The following is a 19,328-nucleotide window of genomic DNA, read 5'->3' as shown; positions in this document are numbered from 1 at the left end:
TGATGGCGAGTCGGAACGGCCCACGGCGGCGGGTCCGCTGGGCACGAGCGGCGGCGGTCGTCGTCCTGACCCTCGGCGCCGTGACGCTGCCCGGTGGCGCGGCGTGGGCCATCGCGGGCAGCGAGTCGTGGGCCGCGGAGCTCTCGGTCGGCGGCGGTGACGACGCGAACGTCGTCGCGCGCGACGGGGCGATCCGGTTGGCGAGCACCACCCCGCGCACGACGTCGACCGGCCCGGCGGCCGCCGAGGGCGAGCTCCTCCTGCCGCCGCGCCGGGTCGCGGCCGTGACCGACCGGGTGGCGGCCGACGCGACCACCGCCCGACCCGCGGGCTCGGACGTCGTCGTCGCGGTCCGCGGGCTGCGCAGCGACGGGTCGTGGAGCCAGTGGACGACCGCGACGGCCACGGCGCCCGCGCTCCTGCCCGAGGCGACGCTCGAGGTGCAGGTGCGGGTCACGCTCGTCGCCGGGGCCGGCGGGGCGTCTCCCTCGCTGAGCCGGCTCTGGCTCACCGCCGACCGCGCGCCCGCCTCGAGCACACCGCCCGCGACGACGGACGCCCTCACCGCGCGGGTGTTCGCCACCCGCGTCGGCCTGGTCGGCAACCGCACGGCCAACGGGCACCGCGTGGTCTCGAACGACCGCTTCGTCGCGCTGCCCTCGCGCCGGGGCCTCGCCCCGGACGGCGCCGGCGACTACACCGTGCAGGTCTGCACCGACGCCGGGCGCTGCGCCTGGGCGCCGGTGTGGGACCTCGGGCCGTGGAACACCCGGGACGACTACTGGTCCACGCCCGGCACCCGCGAGTCCTTCGGCGACCTGCCGCGCGGCGTCCCCGAGGCGCAGGCCGCGGCCACCGACGGCTACGCGGGCGGGCACGACGGTTCCGGGCGCAAGGTCACCAACCCGGCGGGCATCGACCTGGCCGACGGCACCTTCAGCGCCGACCTCGGGCTGCGCGACAACTCCTGGGTCCAGGCCACCTACCTCTGGACCGGCACCGGCCGCTCCGGGACCGCGAGCGGCGACGCCCCGGTGACGGTCCGGGCCTCCGCCGCCGCCGACGGCCGCGACGTCGGTGTGATCTCGCCGCACGCCCGGGTCCCGGTGCAGTGCCTGACATCCGTGCAGGCGGTGGCCGGCCGCGCCGCCACGAACCCGGGCGGCTGGCTGCGCATTGGACCCGAACGCTACGTCCCCGCCGACGCCCTGGAGGTCAGCGATGTCCCCGCGTGCTGAGCGCGCCCAGTCGGCATGCCCGCGATGCACGCTGCGCCGCGGCGGGCTGGCCGCCGCGCTGACGGTGGGCCTGCTGATGAGTGGCGTCGGGACCGCGGTCGCCGTCGTCACCCCGACCCCCGTCCCCGCCACCAGTACCGCCGCCCTCGGCGAGTCCTGGGCCGCCGAGCTCGCGCTCGACGGCGGTGACGACTCCGGGGTGATCCTCGGCGACGGCGGCGTCCGCCTGACCCCGGTCACGACGCCGGGTCGCCCGGCCGACGGCGTGCTGACGCTGGCGCCGCGCCGCCTCGCCTCGCCCGCGTCCGGACTGGCGGGGGTCCTGACGGCGGACCTCCCGGCCGGGACCGCCGTCGACGTCCAGGCCCGGGGGCTCGACCGCCGCGGCGTCTGGGGTGACTGGCTCCCGATCCGCGGTGGCTCGCCCGCCCGGTTCGCGGCGCCGACGGTGGACGTCCAGGTGCGACTCCTCCTGCACGGGGCGGCGAACGGGGCGACCCCGGTCGTGCGGGAGGTCTGGCTCTCGGCGCTGGGGGTGGCACCGCTTGCCACCACGACGCCTGCCACCACGACGACGAAGCCCCCGCCGTCGACGACGACCACCACCACCACCACCAAGCCGACGACGACGAGCCCGACGACCACGACGACCCGGCCCACGACGACGACCACCGCTCCGACGACCACGACGAAGCCGGGGCCGCCCACCCGGCCCACGCCGCCGGGTCCGCCGAAGCCTCCGGGTCCGCCGACCACCACCACGCCGCCGACCACCACGACGACCACCACGACGACCACCACGACGACGACCACGACGACGGCGCCGCCCGTCGTCGGGATCCCGCCGATCACGATCCCGCCCGTCGCGGTCCCGCCGGTCGCGGTCCCGCAGATCGTGCCCGCGGCGGCGACCGCGAAGCCCACGACGACGACCGCCGCGCCGGCCAGCACGTCACCGACGACCCCGACGACGCCGCCGACCGGTACGACAGCCCCGACCCGCCCCACCACACCGGCCACCACCACGAGTCCCGCACCCGGCGGCACCGTCGGGTCCGCGGCCAAGCCCTTGTGGGATGCCTCGATCGCCACCAGCGGCCTGAAGGCGTTCAAGGACACCCCGTACAACATCACCGGGAGCTCGAGCGTCACCGTCGTCGACGGGCCCCCGAAGGCGATCCGCTTCACCGTCCCGGCCGGGTCGCAGCGCGCCGAGATCGAACCCGACGTCGGCGAGTTCTCCGAGGGCCAGACCCGCTACTTCCGGCTGACCTACGTCCTGCCGTCGTCGTTCCCGACCGACCCGCAGGGCTTCCAGCTCGCCAGCCAGTGGAAGAACGACGGTGACGGATCGCCGCCGCTGGAGCTGCGCGTCGAGAAGGGCCACTTCGTGCTCGGCGGGGGCTACGGCCGTCCCGGCGGGTCGCGGCTGTTCTCCACCGACATCGCGCCGGTGATCACCGGACGGCCCGTGGACATCGTCGTCGGGATCACGTTCTCGTCCGACCCGGGCAAGGGCCGGGTGGACGTGTGGCTCGACGGGCAGCAGAAGGTCACCGGCTACCGGCCGCCCGGCGGCACGCTGTACCCGGGGCTGTCGAGCTACTGGAAGGTCGGGCTCTACCGCGACACCGCGAACACCGGCACCGCGACGGCCGACCTCACCGGCGCCGCCCTCGGGGAGAGCTACGACGCGGTGCGTCCCGGGACGGACGTCTCCGTCGCCTCCGCCGGATCGGACACGACGACGAACTGACCCGCGGCCAGCCCGTCGAGGATCTCGACGCCCTCCCGGCCCACCAGCCCGACCGTCACCGCGTGCGGCCGTATCCCGTCGGGCTCGCTGACGAGCACGGTGCCTCCGGGCTGCACGGCCGCGGCGGGCACGACGAGGACGTCGGGGCGCTGGTCGAGGATCACGGTCGCCGCGGCGGGCTGCCCGATCCGCGCCGTCGGCGGGAGCATGGCGTCGACGGCGACGGTGTAGCGCCCGTCCGGGCCGGGGGCCGGAGCGACGTCGGCGACCTGGCCGTTCGCGGGCGGTCCGCCGTCCACGGAGACCGTCGCGGTCTCGCCGGCCGCCATGGCGGCCACGTCCCGCGGGCCGACCCCGATCCGGACGACGAGGGTCGTGAGGTCGGCGATGTGCACCGCCGGTGGGGAGGCAGCGGTGATCCGGTCGCCGGGGTGGGCCCCGACCTCGGTGACGGTGCCGTCCTGGGGCGCGCGCAGCACCGTCGCGTCGAGCGCCCGGCCGCTCTCGGTCACGCCCACCCGGTCCGTCGCGATCGCGGCGTCGAGCCGGGCGAGCGCGACGGGGTCCGGGACCGGCACCGCGGCCGCCGCGTCCCGCGCCCGCTGGTCCGCCGCGAGCGTCGCAGCCGCCGCACCCGCACGGGCCCGGGCGGTCCCGTCGTCGAGGGTGGCGAGGACGTCCCCGGTGCGCACCGGCATCCCGACGGTCGCATCGACGGCGGCGACCGTGCCGTCGGCCGCGAAGCCCGGGGCCGAGGACGTGGCGCTGACGACGGAGCCTGGCGCGCTGACCTCCGAGGTGACCGTGCCGCGCACCACCGGCACGGCGGTCTGCGGGGCGAAGGGCGAGTCGCCGCCCAGCAGGGCCAGTCCGACGGCGGCCGCGAGCACGACGAGGAGGACCACGGCCACGATCGGGCGACGACGTCGGCGGGGCCGTCGCGGAGGCCGGACCGCCGGGCTGACGACCGTGGAGATCCCGGCGGAGGGCACGACCGAACGGTAATGACCACGGTGTCCGTCGCCCCGGAGGCGGGAACCCGTCGGCGTGTCACCCGGACGAGCGACGACGCCGCCAGGCCTCGCCAGGACGGCCCGACCTGCCCGTTCGCACGGTCCTGCGCAGCACCTCCCCGCACGTGCGTCCGTGCCGGGCACGGCATCCCGCATCTGCGGATCACCGCTGCGACCTGCGGAGATACGGCTCACGCCGCCGTTCGCCACATGGTTATCGTGGTGTCGATGACGATCCTCGACCTCGGCGTCCCGTCCGTGCCCGCCCCGGGCGCGGACCGAGTCGACACCTCGGATCGGCCCGGCGAGAACCGCCTGGTCGACCGTTTCGGGCGCGTCGCGACCGATCTGCGGATCTCGCTGACCGACCGCTGCAACCTGCGCTGCACCTACTGCATGCCCGCCGAGGGCCTGGAGTGGATGCCGACCGAGGAGGCCCTCACCGACGACGAGGTGGTCCGGCTCGTCCGGGTCGCCGTCGGGCACCTCGGGGTCCGCGAGATCCGCTTCACCGGCGGCGAGCCGCTGCTGCGGCGCGGCCTCGAGGACATCGTCGCGGCGACCGCGGCGTTGCCGCAGCGGCCCGAGACCTCGGTGACCACCAACGCGCTCGGCCTCGCCCGGCGCGCCCGGGGGCTCGCCGCGGCCGGCCTGGACCGCGTGAACGTCTCGCTGGACACCCTGCGCCCGGAGCGGTTCGCCGAGATCACCCGCCGCGACCGCCTCGGCGACGTCCTCGACGGGCTGGCCGCCGCCCGCGACGCCGGGCTGACCCCGGTGAAGATCAACACCGTGCTGATGCCCGGCCTGAACGACGACGAGGCCCCGGACCTGCTGGCGTGGGCGCTCGCCGAGGGCTTCGAGCTGCGGATCATCGAGCAGATGCCGCTGGACGCCGGCCACTCCTGGCAGCGCGACCGGATGGTCACCGCCGACCAGGTCCTCGGCTCGCTGCGCGAGCACTTCACCCTCACGCCGGACCCGGCCGAGCGCGGGGGCGCTCCGGCCGAGCGGTTCCTCGTCGACGGGTACGGTCGCCCCGACGGCGGCCCGGCCCGGGTCGGCATCATCGCGTCGGTGACCCGGCCGTTCTGCGGGAACTGCGACCGGACCAGGCTCACCGCGGACGGCCAGGTCCGGACCTGCCTGTTCGCCCGCACCGAGAACGACCTGCGGGGCCTGCTCCGCGGCGGCGGCACCGACGACGAGCTGGCCGACGCCTGGCGGGTCGCGATGTGGGGCAAGAAGCCCGGCCACGGGATCGACGACCCGGGCTTCCTGCAGCCCGACCGGCCGATGAGCGCGATCGGCGGATGAACCGGATGGGAGCCACCACCGTGACCCGTTCCCTCGAGGCCCCGTTCCGGGGCGCCGGCGGGATCCGCACCGACATCACCGCCACCGTGCGGTACTTCGCCGCCGCGAAGGCCGCCGCGGGCACGGCCACCGAGACGATGACGCTGCCCGGGGGCACCACCGTCGCGGACGTGGTCGCCGCGGTGGCCGCCGACCACGGCGAGGCGCTCGCCCGCGTCCTGGGGGCGTGCAGCCTGTTGCTCGACGGCCGCGCGGTCCACGACCGGGACGAGCCGCTGCCCGACGGGGCCACGGTCGACGTGCTCCCGCCCTTCGCGGGCGGCTGAGCCGCAACGGTCCCGGCGCCGGTGGTGTTCTCCCGGACATGACCGTCACGCACGAGACCCGGATCGGGACGCTGTATCTGGAGGCGTCCGACGTCGGGCTCACCCTGCTCGGCTTCTCCCCGCCCGAGGAACCCGCCACCCCCAGCGAGGCCGGTGACCGGATCGTCGCGCAGGCGTGCGCGGAGCTCGACGCCTACCTCGACGGCACGCTCCGGGAGTTCACCGTGCCCGTCGACCTGTCCGGCCTCAGCGCGGCGCACCGCCGGGTGCTCGACGGCCTCGCGCCGGTCGGCTGGGGCCAGACGATCACCTACGGCGATCTCGCGACGTCGGTGGGGCTGCCGGTGTCCGAGTCCCGCCGCGTGGGCGGAGCGATGGCCCGCAACCCGGTGGCGATCGTCGTGCCGTGCCACCGCGTGGTCGGGTCGGACGGGTCGCTCACCGGCTACGCCGGCGGGCTGGAGCGCAAGCGCACCCTGCTCGATCTCGAGGCCGCGGACCGGATGCTGTTCTAGGGCCGATCGGTTTCCGGCGAGGGCACACCGCGCACGCGCTCCGCGGGCCGAGGTCAGCCGGGCATCGTGTTGACCGCGTGGTCGAGCGCCGACCACAGGTACTGCGTCGCGTAGGCCCGGTACGGCCGCCAGGCCTCGGCGCGGGTGACCAGGTCGCGGTCGCGTTCGGGCAGGCCGAGCGTGCGGGCGGCCACGCGGATCCCGAGGTCGGCGGGCAGGAAGGCGTCGGGATCGCCGAGTGCCCGCATCGCGACCGAGTCGACCGTCCACGGCCCGATCCCGCGCAGCGCTCCGAGGTCGCGGCGGGCCGTGGCGAGGTCGGCGTGCAGGTCGACGGTGCCGTCGGCGAGCGCCGCGACCAGCCCGTGCAGGGTGCGCTTGCGGCTCGCCGGCATCCCGAGCTCCTCGTCGGTGAGCGCGGTGAGCTGGTGGGCCGACGGGAACAGATACGTCAGCGTCGACCCCTCCGCGGTAGGCGCCGGGAGGGGCGTCCCGTGCGCTCGGACCAGCCGTGCGGCGTGGGTCCGGGCGGCCGCTGTCGAGACCTGCTGGCCGAGCACGGCGCGCACCGCGAACTCGTCGGGGTCGGGGCTACCGGGGATGCGGCGCCCGGGTGCGGCGTCCACGAGGGGGGCCAGGACGTCGTCGGCGCGCAGGACGTCGTCGAACGCGGCCGGGTCGGCGTCCAGGTCGAGGATGCCGCGGGCATGCCGGACGGCCTCGTCCTCGTCGCTGGCGTCAGCCAGCAGGAAGCTCGCCGTCACGGTGTCTCCCGACGGCGGCGGCAGCGCGACGACGCCCGGGCCGCCGGCCAGCGCGAGGGTGCGCCGGTAGGCCCCGTCGTGCCACTCCTCGATCCCCGGCACGGCGGTGGCGACGAGGTGCCCGTAGAGGTTCTCGGGGTTCAGCGGCGGGGTGAACCCGAGCTCGCGTGTCCGATGGATCCACGACCCGGCCGCCCCCACCGGCCTAGCGTCGCACGGCATGAGCAGCCCCACTCCGCAGCCCGCGTTCGTCGGGATCGTCGTCGCCGACATGGCCGCGTCCGTCGCCTTCTACCACGCGATCGGGCTCGACGTCCCCGAGGGCGCCGAGACCGAGCCGCACGTCAACATCCCGTTCGGCCCGCTGGTCCTAGCCCTCGACACCGAGGACACGATCCGCTCGTTCGACCCGCACTTCACGCCGCCGAAGGAGGCCGGCCGGGTCGCGATCGCGTTCGACTGCGGCACGCCGGCCGGCGTCGACGCGACGTTCGCGGACCTCACCGGCGCCGGGTACCACGGCGAGCGCGCCCCGTTCGACGCGTTCTGGGGTCAGCGCTACGCCACGGTCCTCGACCCCGACGGCGTCGGGGTCGACCTGTTCGGCTGGCTTCCGCAGTAGCTCAGGGTCCGGCGCGGCTGGTGTAGGTGTGGCCGGTCGGGGTGGTGGTCCGCACGGTGTGCGGCTGGTCGCCGAGGCCGTCGTGGACGGTCTCGGTGTGCCAGCCGGGCATTTCCTTGACGTAGTTCCCGCGGGCACACACCCCGCGCCCGTTCGCGAGGCTGGTGGGGCCGCCGGCGCGGCGGGGCCGGATGTGGTCCCGGTGCCGGATCTGCTCGAACAGAGCGATCCGATCGACCCGCGCCGCGTCCGAAACCGCCGCGTCCTCAGCACAGGCGAGTTCCCCGAGGCGCGCGAGCAGCGCGGTCAGCTCGGCGCTGACCGCGTCCCCCACCACCTCGTTCGAATGCATGTTCGAGAGAGTAGCGCGACCCCCCGACAGCGTGACCCGAACCGGACATCGCCACCGGACTCACAGCCGCACCGCCAGGGCCCGGCACGTCGACCGCGGTCGCCCATCGGTCATCGCCCGCGTCGGCCACCGAGGCACGCGATTCACAGCAGGGTCGGCGCCCGTCCCGTCAGTGCCCGGCACTCCCGCGCCAGGTGCGGCTGATCGACGTAACCCGCGTCCGCGGCGACCGACGCCCACGGTTCTCCCCGACGACGCAGCGCCAGCGCCCGCTGCAGCCGCAGCACCCGTGCGAGGTGCTGCGGGCCGTAGCCGAACCGGACGTTGCAGCGCCGCTGCAGGGTGCGGGCGGACAGCCCGGCCCGCGCGGCGATCGTCGCCACCGGCGTCCCGACGGCGGCCGCGGTGAACGCCGCCGGCGCCCACGGGTCGTCGTCGCGCACCGTCGTGAGCCGGCGCGCCACCCACCGCCGCAGCGCGACGTCGTCACCGGGCTCGAGCCCGGCCGCGGCGGCCCGGCCCACCACGTCGGCCAGCGGAACCACCCGGCCGGTGAGCTCGTCGGCCGGGACCCGGAGCACCAGCGGGCCGAGGCCGTGGGAGAAGCGCACCCCGACGTGGCGGCCCTCGTCGTCGTACTCGCGGGCCGTCACGTCCGGACCCGCGACGACCGCCACCCCGTCCGGACGCACGATCACGTCCAAGCACCCGTCCGGGAGGATCAGCGACGGGCCGGAGGCATCGCGGGCCCACGGGTGCAGGCCGGCCTCACCCATCGCCCACCTCCAGGTCCACCACCACGCCCGCGTGGTCCGAGGGCCACACGCCGTCGACCGGACGGTCCCCGAACACGGCCGAATCCGCCACCCTCACCGGCACCGTGCCCCGACCGACCCCGATCAGCACGTGGTCGATGCGCACCGGCGGCGACCCGGTGGCTGCAACGTGGGGGTTCACCGGGGTCCACGTCGGTGCGTCCGGGGCGGCGGCCCAACGGCGGGTGTTGATCAGCAGCAGCCCGCGTTCGGCGGGCGTGGTGAGCAGCCCCTCGAGCATCCGCATCTCGTCGGAGTCGGCCTCGGCGTTGAAGTCGCCGAGCACGATCGGGGGCAGATCGGTCGGCGGCGCCGCGGCCAGGTGCGCCGCGACCGCCCGGACCTGCTCGCAGCGCAGGGCCGACGACGGGGTCGACGTCAGGTGGACGGCCACCACGCGGCACGTCCCGGCCGGGGTCGTCACGACGACGTCGAGGAACAGTCGGCCCGCCCCCTCCCGTGGCGGCGCCGGCAGCGTCGCGACGGTCGGCTCGCCGAGCGGGTCGCGGGCGAGCACCGCGTTCCCGATGCCGTAGTTCTCCGAGTCGGGGAGCTTCGAGGTCCACGACGACGGGTCGCGCGAGGGCCGCAGCGCGACGTGCATCCCGAGCTCGGCCGCCAGCTCGTCGGCGAACGACCCGTCGGCGTGCCACCACACCTCCTGCAGCGCGAGGACGTCGGCGTCGAGCTCGCGCAGGGTGTCGAGGATCGCCGGCGTCCGCTTCTCGGGGTCGCCGTGGCGCCACCACAGGTTCCACGTGGCCACGCGCAGCTGCGTGCACCCCACACCGCTCACCCCGTCACCACGTCCCGGTACGAGCGATACGTACCACCGGCCACCGACACCGTCTCCGCCGCCAGGACCGCGTTCCCGACGGCGCGGGTGACGGCGTCGGCCGCGCCGGTGAGGAGCCCCTGCAGCCCGGCGAGGTCGGGGGCGGGGCGCTCGGTGGTGGACAGGCCGAAGAAGGTGTCGCCGTCGGTCATGCCGTGCACCGGGCGGATCGCGCGGGCCAGCCCGTCGTGGGCCACCGCGGCGAGCTTCGAGCACTGGGCGACGGTCAGCGTGGCGTCGGTCCAGACGACCCCGATCGTCGTGTTCAGCGTCGGCGGGGCGGCCGCGGCGGCGAGGCGCTCGAGCAGCGGGCCGCGGTCGGCGGGCAACACGGGCGGGACGGCGTCCTCGCCGGTCAGATGGCGCGCGGCCCAGAGCTCGCCGGTGCGCGGGTCGACGGCCGAGCCCGCGGCGTTGACCACGCACAACGCGGTGACCGTGTCGCCGCCGTCAAGACCCACCGACGCCGTCCCCACCCCGCCCTTGAGCCCACCGACGAGCGTCCCGGTGCCGGCGCCGACCACGCCCTGCGCCGAGGGCCCGTCGACGGCAGCCCGGAGCGCGTCAACCCCGAGCGCCGCATCCGGACGAGCACGGAAGTCGCCGCCGCGGCCCAGGTCGAACACGACAGCCGCAGGCACGATCGGCACCACCTCGCCGGCGCGCGGGCTCACCGGGAACCCCGTCCCGGCCTCGCCCAGGGTGTCCATCACCCCGGTCGCCGCGGCGAGCCCGTACGCGGAGCCGCCGGAGAGGACCACCGCGTGCACCCGGTCGACGAGCGTGCGCGGGTCGAGCGCGTCGGTCTCCCGGGTCCCGGGACCGCCGCCGCGCACGTCGACGCCGGCCACGGCACCGTCGGGACCCGGCACGACGACGGTGGTCCCGGTCAGGGCGCCGTCCCCGATCCGCTGGGCGTGGCCGACGCGCATCAGATCACCCCGTCCGCGGCGAGCCCGTCGACCTCGTCGGCGCCGAGGCCGAGTTCGCCGTAGACCTCCCGGTTGTCCGCGCCGGGGGCAGCCCCCGCGCGGCGGACGCTGCCCGGGGTCGCGTCGAAGGTGGGGACGACGCCGGGGCCGAGCACGTCCTCGTCGAACCGCTCGTCGTGGTGCGGGACGAGCATGTCGCGGGCGCGGAACTGCTCGTCGTCGACGACCTCGGCGATCGTGTTGATCGGCCCGACGATCACCCCGGCCTCGTCGAGCAGCCGGCGCACCTCGGCGGCCGGGCGGGCCGCGACCCAGGCGGCGACGATCCCGTCGATCTCGTCCTGGTTCTCGCCGCGCGCCGCGTGGTCCACGAACTTCGGGTCCTCGGCCAGCTCCGGGCGCTCCATGACCGAGCACAGCCGCCGGAAGACGGTGTCCTGGTTCGCCGCGACGACCATCCAGAGGCCGTCGGAGGCCTGGTAGATGTTCGAGGGGGCGATCCCGTCGAGCCGGGTCCCGGACGGGCGGCGGACGCGGCCGAGCTTGTCGTACTCCGGGATGCACGACTCGAGCACCGACAGGCACGCCTCGGTGATCGCGATGTCGACGACCTGGCCCTTCCCGGTCACCGAGCGCCGGTACAGCGCGGCGAGCACGCCCTGGACCGCGACCATCCCGGCGAGCGAGTCGCCGAGCGAGACCGCGGTCCGCGGCGGCGGCTGGTCGGGGTAGCCGTTGATCCCGCGCAGGCCGCTCATCGCCTCGGCGACCGAGGCGTACCCGGGCAGCGACGCGTACGGCCCGGTCTGCCCGTACCCGGAGACGCGGCCGAGGATCAGGCCGGGGTTGACCTCGGCCAGCCGCTCGTAGGAGAGGTTCCAGCGCTCGAGCGTTCCGGGCCGGAAGTTCTCGACGACGATGTCGGTCTGCTCGATCAGGCGCATCAGCACCTCCTGCCCACGCTCGCTGCGCAGGTCGAGGGTGATGCAGCGCTTGTTCCGCCCGATCACGGTCCACATGAAGCGGTGGCCGTGGTACTCGCCCTGGCCCCACTCGCGGACCGGGTCGGGACGGCCGGGCGGCTCGATCTTGACGACGTCGGCCCCGTAGTCGCCCAGGATCCGGGCCGCGAACGGGCCCGCGATGATCGTGCCCATCTCCAGCACCCGCAGGCCCGCGAGGGGGCCGGCGACGGAGGAATCCGCGTCGGCAGGCGTCGTCGTCATGGTCGACATTCTGGCCCGGTCGCGGCGGTCCGGCCCGGTCCGTATCGACCGACGGGCACCTTCGCTCGATCTGTCCGACGAAGGGCGCCCACCGCCGGAACGGCCGCCGCGCAGCGAAGGGCACCTTCGGTCGATCTATGCGACCGAAGGTGCCCTTCGCTCGGAATCGCGGACTCAGCGGCGCGCGAGCCGGATGATCAGGAAGATCAGCGCGAGCACCCCGACGCCGGCCGCCACCGGAACGAGCCGCTTGGTGAGCGCGTCCCCGGAGGCCTCGAGGAGGTCGATCGCCTCGACCTGCTGACGCTGCGGACGCGCCGGACCGCTGGACGCGGACGGCACCGGCTGCGGCGCGCTCGTCGCCGGGGAGGCGCCCGGCTTCGCCGCGGTCGCGTTGTCCTTCTTGGCCTCCGCGACCGTCGAGGCGACCGGCGCGGGCTCCGGGGCCCCGGACGAGGTGGCGACGGGGGCCGGAGCGGCCGGCTGCGACACCGGTGCCGCGGCACCGGCCGCCCCCGATGACGCCGCGGGCGCGGCGGCACCGTTGGACGACGAGCCCGCCGACGACCCCGACGACGCCGCAGGAGCGGGCGCCTCGGCGAACTCGTCGGCCAGGCAGGACGCGAACTGCCCGAGGATCTTGTCCCCGACGTCGGCCATCACGCCGCGGCCGAACTGCGCGGGCTTGCCGGTCACCTGCATCTCGGTGAGCACGGTGACGGTGGTCTTCCCGCCGCCCGAGTCCTTCATGGTCAGCGTGGCCTTGGCCGAGGCGGTGCCGTTGCCGCGCGAGTCGCGGCCCGAGGCGTCCACGACGACCTTGTGGTTGGCCTTGTCCCGCTCGACGAACGTGCCCTTGCCCTTGTAGGTCATCGAGATCGGGCCGAGCTTGACCTTCACGGTGCCGGTGAAGTCGTCACCGTCGGTGGAGGTCAGGGTCGCGCCCGGGAAGCAGGGGGTGACCTTCTCGGGGTCGTTGAGAGCGTCGTAGACGGTGTCGATGTCCACGGGGACGGTGAACGAGTTCTCCAGCTGCATGACAAGCCTCCATACGGCACGAAGGGTGACGCGCGCGAGGCCCGCCGCCGCGGTGGAGGAGCGGAGGCGGGCCTCGTAGCGGTAGAGCTTGAGGGCTATCCAGCGGCGGCGAGCACCGCGCGGCCGGTGAGCACCCTGGCGAGGTGCTCGCGGTAGTCCGAGCCGGCGTCGGCGTCCGACGTGGGGCTGGTGCCCTCGGCGGCGGCCTGCGCCGCGGCGCGGACCGTCTCCTCCGACATCGACTGTCCCACCAGGGCCGACTCCACACCACGCGCGCGCACCGGGGTTCCGGCCATGTTGGTCAGACCGATACGCGCGTCGGTGATCTTCCCGCCGTCCACCTTGACCGTCGCGGCCACGGCGACGATCGACCAGGCCTGCGCGACGCGGTTGAACTTCTCGTAGCGCGCCCCCCAGCCGGTGTACTTCGGGAACCGGATCGCGGTGAGGATCTCCGTCGGGCCGATGGCCGTCGTGAAGTAGTCCTCGAAGAACTCCGACGCGGGCACCCGGCGCTCGCCGGAGGGCCCGACGACGACGAGCTCGGCGTCGAGCGCGAGCGTCGGCGCCGCGAGGTCACCGGCCGGGTCGGCGTGGGCCAGGGCCCCGCCGAGGGTGCCGCGGTGGCGGACCTGGGGGTCCGCCACCGTCCTCGTGGCCTCGGCGATCAGCGCGACGTGCCGGCCGAGCAGCTCGTCGCGGGTCACGTCGTGGTGGGTCGTCATGGCCCCGACGACGATCGCGTCGCCCTCCTCGCGCACACCGCGCAGCTCGGCGATGCCGCCCAGGTCGACGACCAGCGACGGGTCACCCATGCGCAGGCGCAGCACGGGGATGAAGCTCTGGCCGCCGGCCAGCAGCTTGGCGTCGTCGCCGCCGTCGGACAGGGCCTGCACCGCCTCGCCGACCGTGGTGGGCCGGACGTAGTCGAACGATGCCGGGATCACAGCGCGCCTCCCTGGTTCTTCACCGAGCTGTCCTTGACGTTGGACCCGAGACCGGCGCCCGGCGAGGCGACGTTCGCCTCGTCGCCGCGGCCGGCGGTGCCCTTCGCGGAGTTGATCGCCGTCCACACCCGGAAGGGCGTCGTCGGCATGTCGATGTCGGCGACGCCGTACTGCCGCACGGCGTCGAGGACGGCGTTCACGACGGCGGGTGTCGAGGCGATCGTGCCCGCCTCGCCGACGCCCTTGACGCCCAGCGGGTTGGTCGTCGACGGGGTCGAGGTGTTCGCCGTGTCGAAGCTGATCAGGTCGGCCGCCGAGGGCAGCGTGTAGTCGACCAGCGTGCCGGAGAGCAGCGTCCCGGACTCGTCGTACGGGGCCTCCTCGTAGAGCGCCTGCGCGATGCCCTGCGCGAGTCCGCCGTGCACCTGGCCCTCGACGATCAGCGGGTTGATCACCGTGCCGACGTCGTCCACGCACACGTAGCGGTGGAGCTGCACGAAGCCGGTCTCGGTGTCGACCTCGACCGCGCACAGGTGGGTGCCGTGCGGGAACGAGAAGTTCTCCGGGTCGAACGTCGCGTGGGCGTCGATGTCGGGCTCGATGCCCTCGGGGTAGTCGTGCGCGGCGAACACGGCCAGGGCCACGTCCGCGATGCCCACGCCCTTGTCGGTGCCCTTCACGCCGAACTTCCCGGCGGTGAACTCGAGGTCGTCCTCGGAGGCCTCGAGCATGTGCGCGGCGATCGGCTTCGCCTTCTCGATCACCTTCTCGGCCGCCTTGACCATGGCGATGCCGCCGACGGCCAGCGAGCGCGAGCCGTAGGTGTCCAGGCCGCGGTAGGACGACTGGGTGTCGCCGTGCAGGATCTCGACGTCGTCGAACGGGATGCCGAGCTTGTCCGCGACGATCTGCGAGAACGCGGTCTCGTGGCCCTGCCCGTGCGGGCTGACGCCGACGACGACCTCGGCCTTGCCGGTGGGCAGCATCCGGATGGACGCGGTCTCCCAGCCGCCGGCGCCGTAGTCCAGCGAGCCGAGCACGCGGGACGGGGCGAGGCCGCACATCTCGGTGAAGGTCGAGATGCCGATGCCGAGCTGCTTGACGTCGCCGCGCTTGCGGCGCTCGTCCTGCTCCCGGCGCAGGCCGGCGTAGTCGAACATGGCCATGGCCTGGTCGGTCGCGGCCTCGTAGTTGCCCGTGTCGTAGGTCAGCGTGCTGACCGTCGTGAACGGGAACTCCTCGTGGGAGATCCAGTTCCGCTTCCGCAGCTCCATCGGCTCGATGCCGAGCTCGAGCGCGACCTCGTCCATCATCCGCTCGATCCCGAAGGTGGCCTCCGGGCGCCCGGCGCCGCGGTAGGCGTCGGTGAGCGTCTTGGTGGTGAAGACGTTGGTGCAGTCGAACCGGTAGGCCGGGATCTTGTAGATCGCGTTGAACATGAACGCGCCGAGGATCGGTACGCCCGGCCCGACGAGGCCGAGGTAGGCGCCCATGTCGGCGATCAGCTTCACGTCCAGGCCGGTGATCTTGCCGTCCCGGGTGACGCTGACCGTGAGGTCCTGGATCTGGTCCCGGCCGTGGTGTGCGGTGAGCAGCGACTCCGACCGGGTCTCGGTCCACTTCACCGGCTTGCCGAGCTTGCGGGCCACCAGCAGCGTGACGACCTCCTCCGGCGCCACGGCGATCTTGCCGCCGAACCCGCCGCCGACGTCCGGCGCGATGACGCGGACCTTGTTCTCGGGCAGGCCGAGGGTCAGCGCCAGCATCGTCTTGAGGATGTGCGGGATCTGCGTGGACGACCACATGACCAGCTGCTCGCCGGTCGGGTCGACGACCGTGGAGCGCGGCTCCATGAACACCGGCACGAGGCGCTGCTGCCGGAAGCGGCGGCGGACGACGACCTGGTCGTCGGCCTTCTCGGCCTTCGCGATCGCCTCGGCGGCGGACCCGCCCGAGCCGGCCTCGCCGGAGTCGAACACCCACTGGGCGTTCTCGTTGGTGCCCAGCTCCGGGTGGACGAGGGTGGCGCCCTCCTTGAGCGCCTCCTCCATGTCCAGGACCGGGTCGAGCTCGGCGTAGTCGACCTCGATGAGCTCGGCGGCGTCCTTCGCGATCGCCGCGGAGCGTGCGACGACGACGGCCACGCCCTCACCGGCGAAGTTCACCCGGCCGCCTGCGAGCGCCGGGCGCTGCGGGGCCTTCATGTCCTTGGTGATCGGCCAGGCGCAGGGCAGCTGGACCGCGTCGGCGCCGAGGTCGGCCGCGGTGTAGACCCCGACGACGCCCGGGACCTGCTTCGCCGCGCTGGTGTCGATGCCCTTGATGTCGGCGTGGGCGAACGGGCTGCGCACGATCGAGATGTGGAGCAGTCCGGTGATGGCCTGGTTGTCGGTCCAGCGCGTGCGCCCGGTGATGAGGCGGCGGTCCTCCTTGCGGCGGCGGTCACGACCGATCTCCTGGACCGGCCTGTCCATGGTCGTCATCTCACGCACCCCCGCCCGCGACGGACTGCGGTGCCTGCGGCGCGGCGTGGGCGCCCGGCTTCATCTTCTGGGCCGCGTCCTGCACCGCCCGCACGATGTTCTGGTAGCCGGTGCACCGGCAGAGGTTGCCCTCGATGCCCTCGCGGACCTCGCGCTCGGTCGGGTCCGGGTTGTCGCCGAGGAGGTCGATCGACTGCATGATCATGCCCGGCGTGCAGTAGCCGCACTGCAGCGCGTGGTTGTCGTGGAACGCCTGCTGGACCGGGTGGAGCTGGCCGTCGCGCTCGAGGCCCTCGACGGTGAGCACCTCGCTGCCGTTGGCCTGCACGGCCAGCACCGAGCAGGACTTCACCGACAGGCCGTCGAGGTGCACGGTGCAGGCGCCGCAGTTGCTGGTGTCGCAGCCGATCACCGTGCCGGTCTTGCCGAGGCGTTCCCTCAGGTACTGCACGAGCAGCATGCGGGGCTCGACGTCGTCCTCGTAGACGAGGCCGTCGACGGTGGTCCGGATGCGTGCCATGGGTTCACTCCTCACACGCCCGGTCCCGCGTTTCCGCGGACCTGAAGAGGCGAGCACGTCGTCGTGGTGGTGGGGCCGTCGCGACGGTCGGGAGGGACCCGTCCGAGCCACGGCGTCGCCACGCCCGTCAGGGTGGCGGCGGCCACATCACACCCCCGAGATCGTTCGCGCGCAACGCCCGGCCAGGGGGCGTCCGGAACGGCGTCCGCCCTGGTCAGAGGTGGTGCTGATCAACACTTCCGAAGATGCGGAGGCATTCTGCGGATGCTTCCGCAGCTGCGTCGTCCAGCGGGGCCGAGACCGGTGGTGACGGGCCGTGGTCGACCCGATTCGGGCGAGCCGGACAGCGGAACACCCTCTCCGTTCGGAGGGGTCGACCTCAACCCGTCCTCACACGGCGCTCGCGGAGGTGCTCAGCCGTCGGGTCCTTTCCCGGACAGGTCCGGCCGCAGCGGCTCGACGGTGCGGTGGCGCCAGGCTCCCCACCACAGCCCGGCGCCGTAGGCGAGGTCGTCCGCGCGGTGGGCCGCCACGTGCAGGACGGCGTCGACCGGGCCGGCGCCACGGTCCCGGAACCGCAGCCAGTCGGCCAGACCCTCGACGACGGCGGCGGCCAGCAGCGCGCGCCGCACCCGCCTGCTCACCACCGCACCGAGCACGGCCGCGGGCCACCAGTGCCGGGTCAGCGCGCCCGCCGCCTGCCACGCCGCGCCGCCGAGTCCCCACGGGGCGAGCACGAGGGCGAGGGGGATCGGGCCGGTCGTGACGTCAGCGATGCGGCACCGCTGACGCTGGACGTCAGCAGCTCCACATCCTCGATCCGCCCGACCGATCCACGGCTCGCCCGGCTTGCGCAGCCCCCGCGCCAGCCTCGCCGTCGCCACCACCGTCACCGCGCCCGCGGCCGCCACCGACCAGCGCCGTTGCACCCCGAGCAGCGTCATCGCCGCCGCCGTCCACGGCGCCAGCGCCACCGGCGGCACCCGCCGGGGATGGTGCCGGGCCAACGGCGCCGCCCCGGTCCCGTAGAACGCCTTGCGCCCCAGCCACGCCCGCACGCTCGCGCGATGCTCGTGCGCCACCCGCGCGGCCGGCTCGTAGCGCAGCCGCCAGCCCGACGCGGCGATCCGCCACACCAGGTCGACGTCCTCGGCCACCGGCATGTCCTCGCGGAAGCCCTCGCCGAACGCGGAGCGCCGCACCAGCAGCGCCGCGCTCGGCACGTACGCCACCCGCGACCGCGCCGTCACCGGGGCCGGCCGCTCCCCCAGGTCCAGCGAGGAACGGCGGCGCTCGTAGCGGGTCACCGGATTCTCCTGATCGCCCGGGGAAGCCCAGGCCACGATCCGCGGCGCCACCGCGCCCACCGCCGCGTCGCCCAGGTGCCCGAGCAGCGTCGTCAACCAGCCCGGCTCGGGGACGACGTCCGAGTCCAGGAACGCCACGATGCCCGTCGTCGAGGCCCGCGCCCCGGTGTTGCGCGCCGCCGACGGACCCCGCGACGACGGGTGCCGCACGACCCGCCCGCCGTGCGCCGCGACGACCCGCTCGGTCGCATCGGGGTCTGCCGACCCGTCGTCGACGACGACGATCCCGCCCAGCCCCGGAGCGGTGGCCCGCACGGCGGCGAGGAGGCGCTCGAGCTCGACGGTCCGGTCGCGCACCGGCACGACGACGGTGACCTCGTCCGGCCCGGGGACCGACGGCGCGCGGGCCGGGTCGGGATGGGCGACGCCCGCATCGGAGAGCAGGCGCGCCAGCGCGGCGGTGGTGGCGTCGGCGACGACGAGCTCGGGACCGGCGAGCCGTGACCGCGCGGCCGCCGACAGCCGCAGCACGCGCGGTGGCGAGCCGCCGATCCACGTCGCGCCGCCGTCGACCCGCCAGGTGCGGGGGTCGGACCGGACGGTCCAGCCGTCGGGGAGTCGGGGCGGACGCGGCTCAGACACCCAGCCGGCCCTGCTCGTCGACGCGCCAGTCGGCGATCGCGTCGAGCAGCGCCGCGACCATCACCGACGTCGTCTCCGCGCCCTCCGCCGCGCCCGCCCCCGCGGGGTCACCGAGCACCCCGTTCGGGCTCACGTCGGCCACCGAACCCGACCGGATCGCCGGCATCAGCTCGGCCAGCGGCGCGGTGTTGCCGGCCTCCGCCAGCTCCGGCCGGACGTCATCGGGAGCCAGCGCGAGCATCAGCGACGTCTCGTGCCGCCCCGCGTGCGCGTCGGCGCCCGGCACCCCGCAGGAGTGCCAGGCCACGTCGCGGGACTCCGCGCGCAGCAACGTCGTCGCCGCCACCAGGGCCGGGAGGTTCCCGCCGTGCCCGTTGACGAAGAGCAGCCGCGGCGCCCACCGGCACGCCGACCGGCCGGTCTCCACCAGCACCGCGGCCAGCGCCTCGGTGCCGATCGACACCGTGCCGGGGAAGCCCTCGTGCTCGCCCGAGGCACCGAACGCGATCGGCGGGGTGACCGGCAGCCCGGTCCGCCCGGCCACCGTCGTCGCCACCGCGCTGTCGGTCCCGAGCGGCAGGTGCGGGCCGTGCTGTTCGAGCGCGCCGACGGGCACCAGCAGCAACGGGGTGTCGGCGCAGTCGGCGGCACGGGCGCGGGAGACCTCCACGGGCGCCCAC

At 74.9% G+C, this 19,328-nt stretch carries 19 protein-coding genes; 6 read left to right on the top strand and 13 right to left on the bottom strand.

Going from position 1 to position 19,328, the window contains the following annotated elements; all coding sequences use genetic code 11:
- Nucleotides 1-2: 2 nt before the first annotated feature.
- On the top strand, nucleotides 3-1,238 hold the full coding sequence (locus LQ327_RS12575) for a DUF8814 domain-containing protein (RefSeq protein ID WP_230733981.1): 1,236 nt from the start codon (nucleotides 3-5) through the stop codon (nucleotides 1,236-1,238).
- Nucleotides 1,222-2,994 (top strand): heparin lyase I family protein, encoded by a 1,773-nt coding sequence (locus LQ327_RS12570; protein ID WP_230733979.1) that lies wholly within the window; start codon nucleotides 1,222-1,224, stop codon nucleotides 2,992-2,994. The genes LQ327_RS12575 and LQ327_RS12570 overlap by 17 nt, the downstream gene beginning before the upstream one ends.
- On the opposite strand, the gene LQ327_RS12565 is transcribed toward LQ327_RS12570, so the two are convergent.
- Nucleotides 2,925-3,986 (bottom strand): efflux RND transporter periplasmic adaptor subunit, encoded by a 1,062-nt coding sequence (locus LQ327_RS12565; RefSeq protein ID WP_230733977.1) that lies wholly within the window; start codon nucleotides 3,984-3,986, stop codon nucleotides 2,925-2,927. The genes LQ327_RS12570 and LQ327_RS12565 overlap by 70 nt on opposite strands.
- A 249-nt stretch (nucleotides 3,987-4,235) precedes the next feature.
- Here LQ327_RS12565 and moaA point away from each other — a divergent pair, with 249 nt between their 5' ends.
- The 3 genes from moaA to LQ327_RS12550 are packed head-to-tail and all read left to right on the top strand — an operon-like array spanning nucleotide 4,236 to nucleotide 6,165.
- Entirely contained in the window at nucleotides 4,236-5,324 is a 1,089-nt protein-coding gene (gene moaA / locus LQ327_RS12560; RefSeq protein ID WP_230733975.1) for a GTP 3',8-cyclase MoaA, read from the top strand.
- A 5-nt stretch (nucleotides 5,325-5,329) separates the two neighbouring features.
- The gene (locus LQ327_RS12555) at nucleotides 5,330-5,650 is read left to right on the top strand and encodes a MoaD/ThiS family protein (protein ID WP_269069874.1); all 321 of its coding nucleotides are present in this window, start codon (nucleotides 5,330-5,332) and stop codon (nucleotides 5,648-5,650) included.
- 38 nt (nucleotides 5,651-5,688) lie between these two features.
- A complete protein-coding gene (locus LQ327_RS12550) occupies nucleotides 5,689-6,165 on the top strand; it encodes a methylated-DNA--[protein]-cysteine S-methyltransferase (RefSeq protein ID WP_230733973.1) in 477 nt (158 codons plus the stop codon).
- Nucleotides 6,166-6,218: 53 nt separating this feature from the next.
- Here LQ327_RS12550 and LQ327_RS12545 read toward each other — a convergent pair whose 3' ends face one another.
- On the bottom strand, nucleotides 6,219-7,130 hold the full coding sequence (locus LQ327_RS12545) for a DNA-3-methyladenine glycosylase family protein (protein WP_230733971.1): 912 nt from the start codon (nucleotides 7,128-7,130) through the stop codon (nucleotides 6,219-6,221).
- A 19-nt stretch (nucleotides 7,131-7,149) separates the two neighbouring features.
- On the opposite strand from LQ327_RS12545, the gene LQ327_RS12540 reads away from it, so the two are divergent.
- On the top strand, nucleotides 7,150-7,551 hold the full coding sequence (locus tag LQ327_RS12540; protein ID WP_230733969.1) for a VOC family protein: 402 nt from the start codon (nucleotides 7,150-7,152) through the stop codon (nucleotides 7,549-7,551).
- Between the two features lies 1 nt (nucleotide 7,552).
- Here LQ327_RS12540 and LQ327_RS12535 read toward each other — a convergent pair whose 3' ends face one another.
- The 11 genes from LQ327_RS12535 to mftE form a co-directional block, all read right to left on the bottom strand.
- Nucleotides 7,553-7,903: a hypothetical protein gene (locus LQ327_RS12535; RefSeq protein ID WP_230733967.1), complete on the bottom strand. Its 351-nt coding sequence runs from the start codon at nucleotides 7,901-7,903 to the stop codon at nucleotides 7,553-7,555.
- 143 nt (nucleotides 7,904-8,046) lie between these two features.
- Nucleotides 8,047-8,679, bottom strand: a complete 633-nt coding sequence (locus LQ327_RS12530; protein ID WP_230733965.1) for an AraC family transcriptional regulator — start codon at nucleotides 8,677-8,679, stop codon at nucleotides 8,047-8,049.
- Nucleotides 8,672-9,514: an endonuclease/exonuclease/phosphatase family protein gene (locus LQ327_RS12525; protein WP_230733962.1), complete on the bottom strand. Its 843-nt coding sequence runs from the start codon at nucleotides 9,512-9,514 to the stop codon at nucleotides 8,672-8,674. The genes LQ327_RS12530 and LQ327_RS12525 overlap by 8 nt, the downstream gene beginning before the upstream one ends.
- A complete protein-coding gene (locus tag LQ327_RS12520) occupies nucleotides 9,511-10,485 on the bottom strand; it encodes a P1 family peptidase (protein WP_230733960.1) in 975 nt (324 codons plus the stop codon). Before LQ327_RS12520 ends, LQ327_RS12525 begins: the two co-directional genes overlap by 4 nt.
- Entirely contained in the window at nucleotides 10,485-11,711 is a 1,227-nt protein-coding gene (locus LQ327_RS12515) for a CaiB/BaiF CoA transferase family protein (protein WP_230733953.1), read from the bottom strand. Before LQ327_RS12515 ends, LQ327_RS12520 begins: the two co-directional genes overlap by 1 nt.
- A gap of 174 nt (nucleotides 11,712-11,885) precedes the next feature.
- Nucleotides 11,886-12,749: an SRPBCC family protein gene (locus tag LQ327_RS12510; protein ID WP_230733952.1), complete on the bottom strand. Its 864-nt coding sequence runs from the start codon at nucleotides 12,747-12,749 to the stop codon at nucleotides 11,886-11,888.
- A 95-nt stretch (nucleotides 12,750-12,844) separates the two neighbouring features.
- On the bottom strand, nucleotides 12,845-13,696 hold the full coding sequence (locus LQ327_RS12505; protein WP_230733942.1) for an FAD binding domain-containing protein: 852 nt from the start codon (nucleotides 13,694-13,696) through the stop codon (nucleotides 12,845-12,847).
- Entirely contained in the window at nucleotides 13,693-16,179 is a 2,487-nt protein-coding gene (locus LQ327_RS12500; RefSeq protein ID WP_230733940.1) for a xanthine dehydrogenase family protein molybdopterin-binding subunit, read from the bottom strand. Before LQ327_RS12500 ends, LQ327_RS12505 begins: the two co-directional genes overlap by 4 nt.
- Before the next feature lies 1 nt (nucleotide 16,180).
- On the bottom strand, nucleotides 16,181-16,699 hold the full coding sequence (locus LQ327_RS12495) for a (2Fe-2S)-binding protein (RefSeq protein WP_230733938.1): 519 nt from the start codon (nucleotides 16,697-16,699) through the stop codon (nucleotides 16,181-16,183).
- A 413-nt stretch (nucleotides 16,700-17,112) separates the two neighbouring features.
- Nucleotides 17,113-18,648: a mycofactocin biosynthesis glycosyltransferase MftF gene (gene mftF / locus LQ327_RS12490; protein WP_230733936.1), complete on the bottom strand. Its 1,536-nt coding sequence runs from the start codon at nucleotides 18,646-18,648 to the stop codon at nucleotides 17,113-17,115.
- On the bottom strand, nucleotides 18,641-19,318 hold the full coding sequence (gene mftE, locus LQ327_RS12485; RefSeq protein WP_230733928.1) for a mycofactocin biosynthesis peptidyl-dipeptidase MftE: 678 nt from the start codon (nucleotides 19,316-19,318) through the stop codon (nucleotides 18,641-18,643). The genes mftF and mftE overlap by 8 nt, the downstream gene beginning before the upstream one ends.
- Between the last annotated feature and the right edge of the window lie 10 nt (nucleotides 19,319-19,328).

The organism is Actinomycetospora endophytica (genome assembly GCF_021026375.1).
GTDB classification, from domain to species: Bacteria; Actinomycetota; Actinomycetes; order Mycobacteriales; family Pseudonocardiaceae; genus Actinomycetospora; species Actinomycetospora endophytica.
Note: the sequence above shows the minus strand (reverse complement) of the source record. Positions and strands in the feature narration are given on the sequence as shown.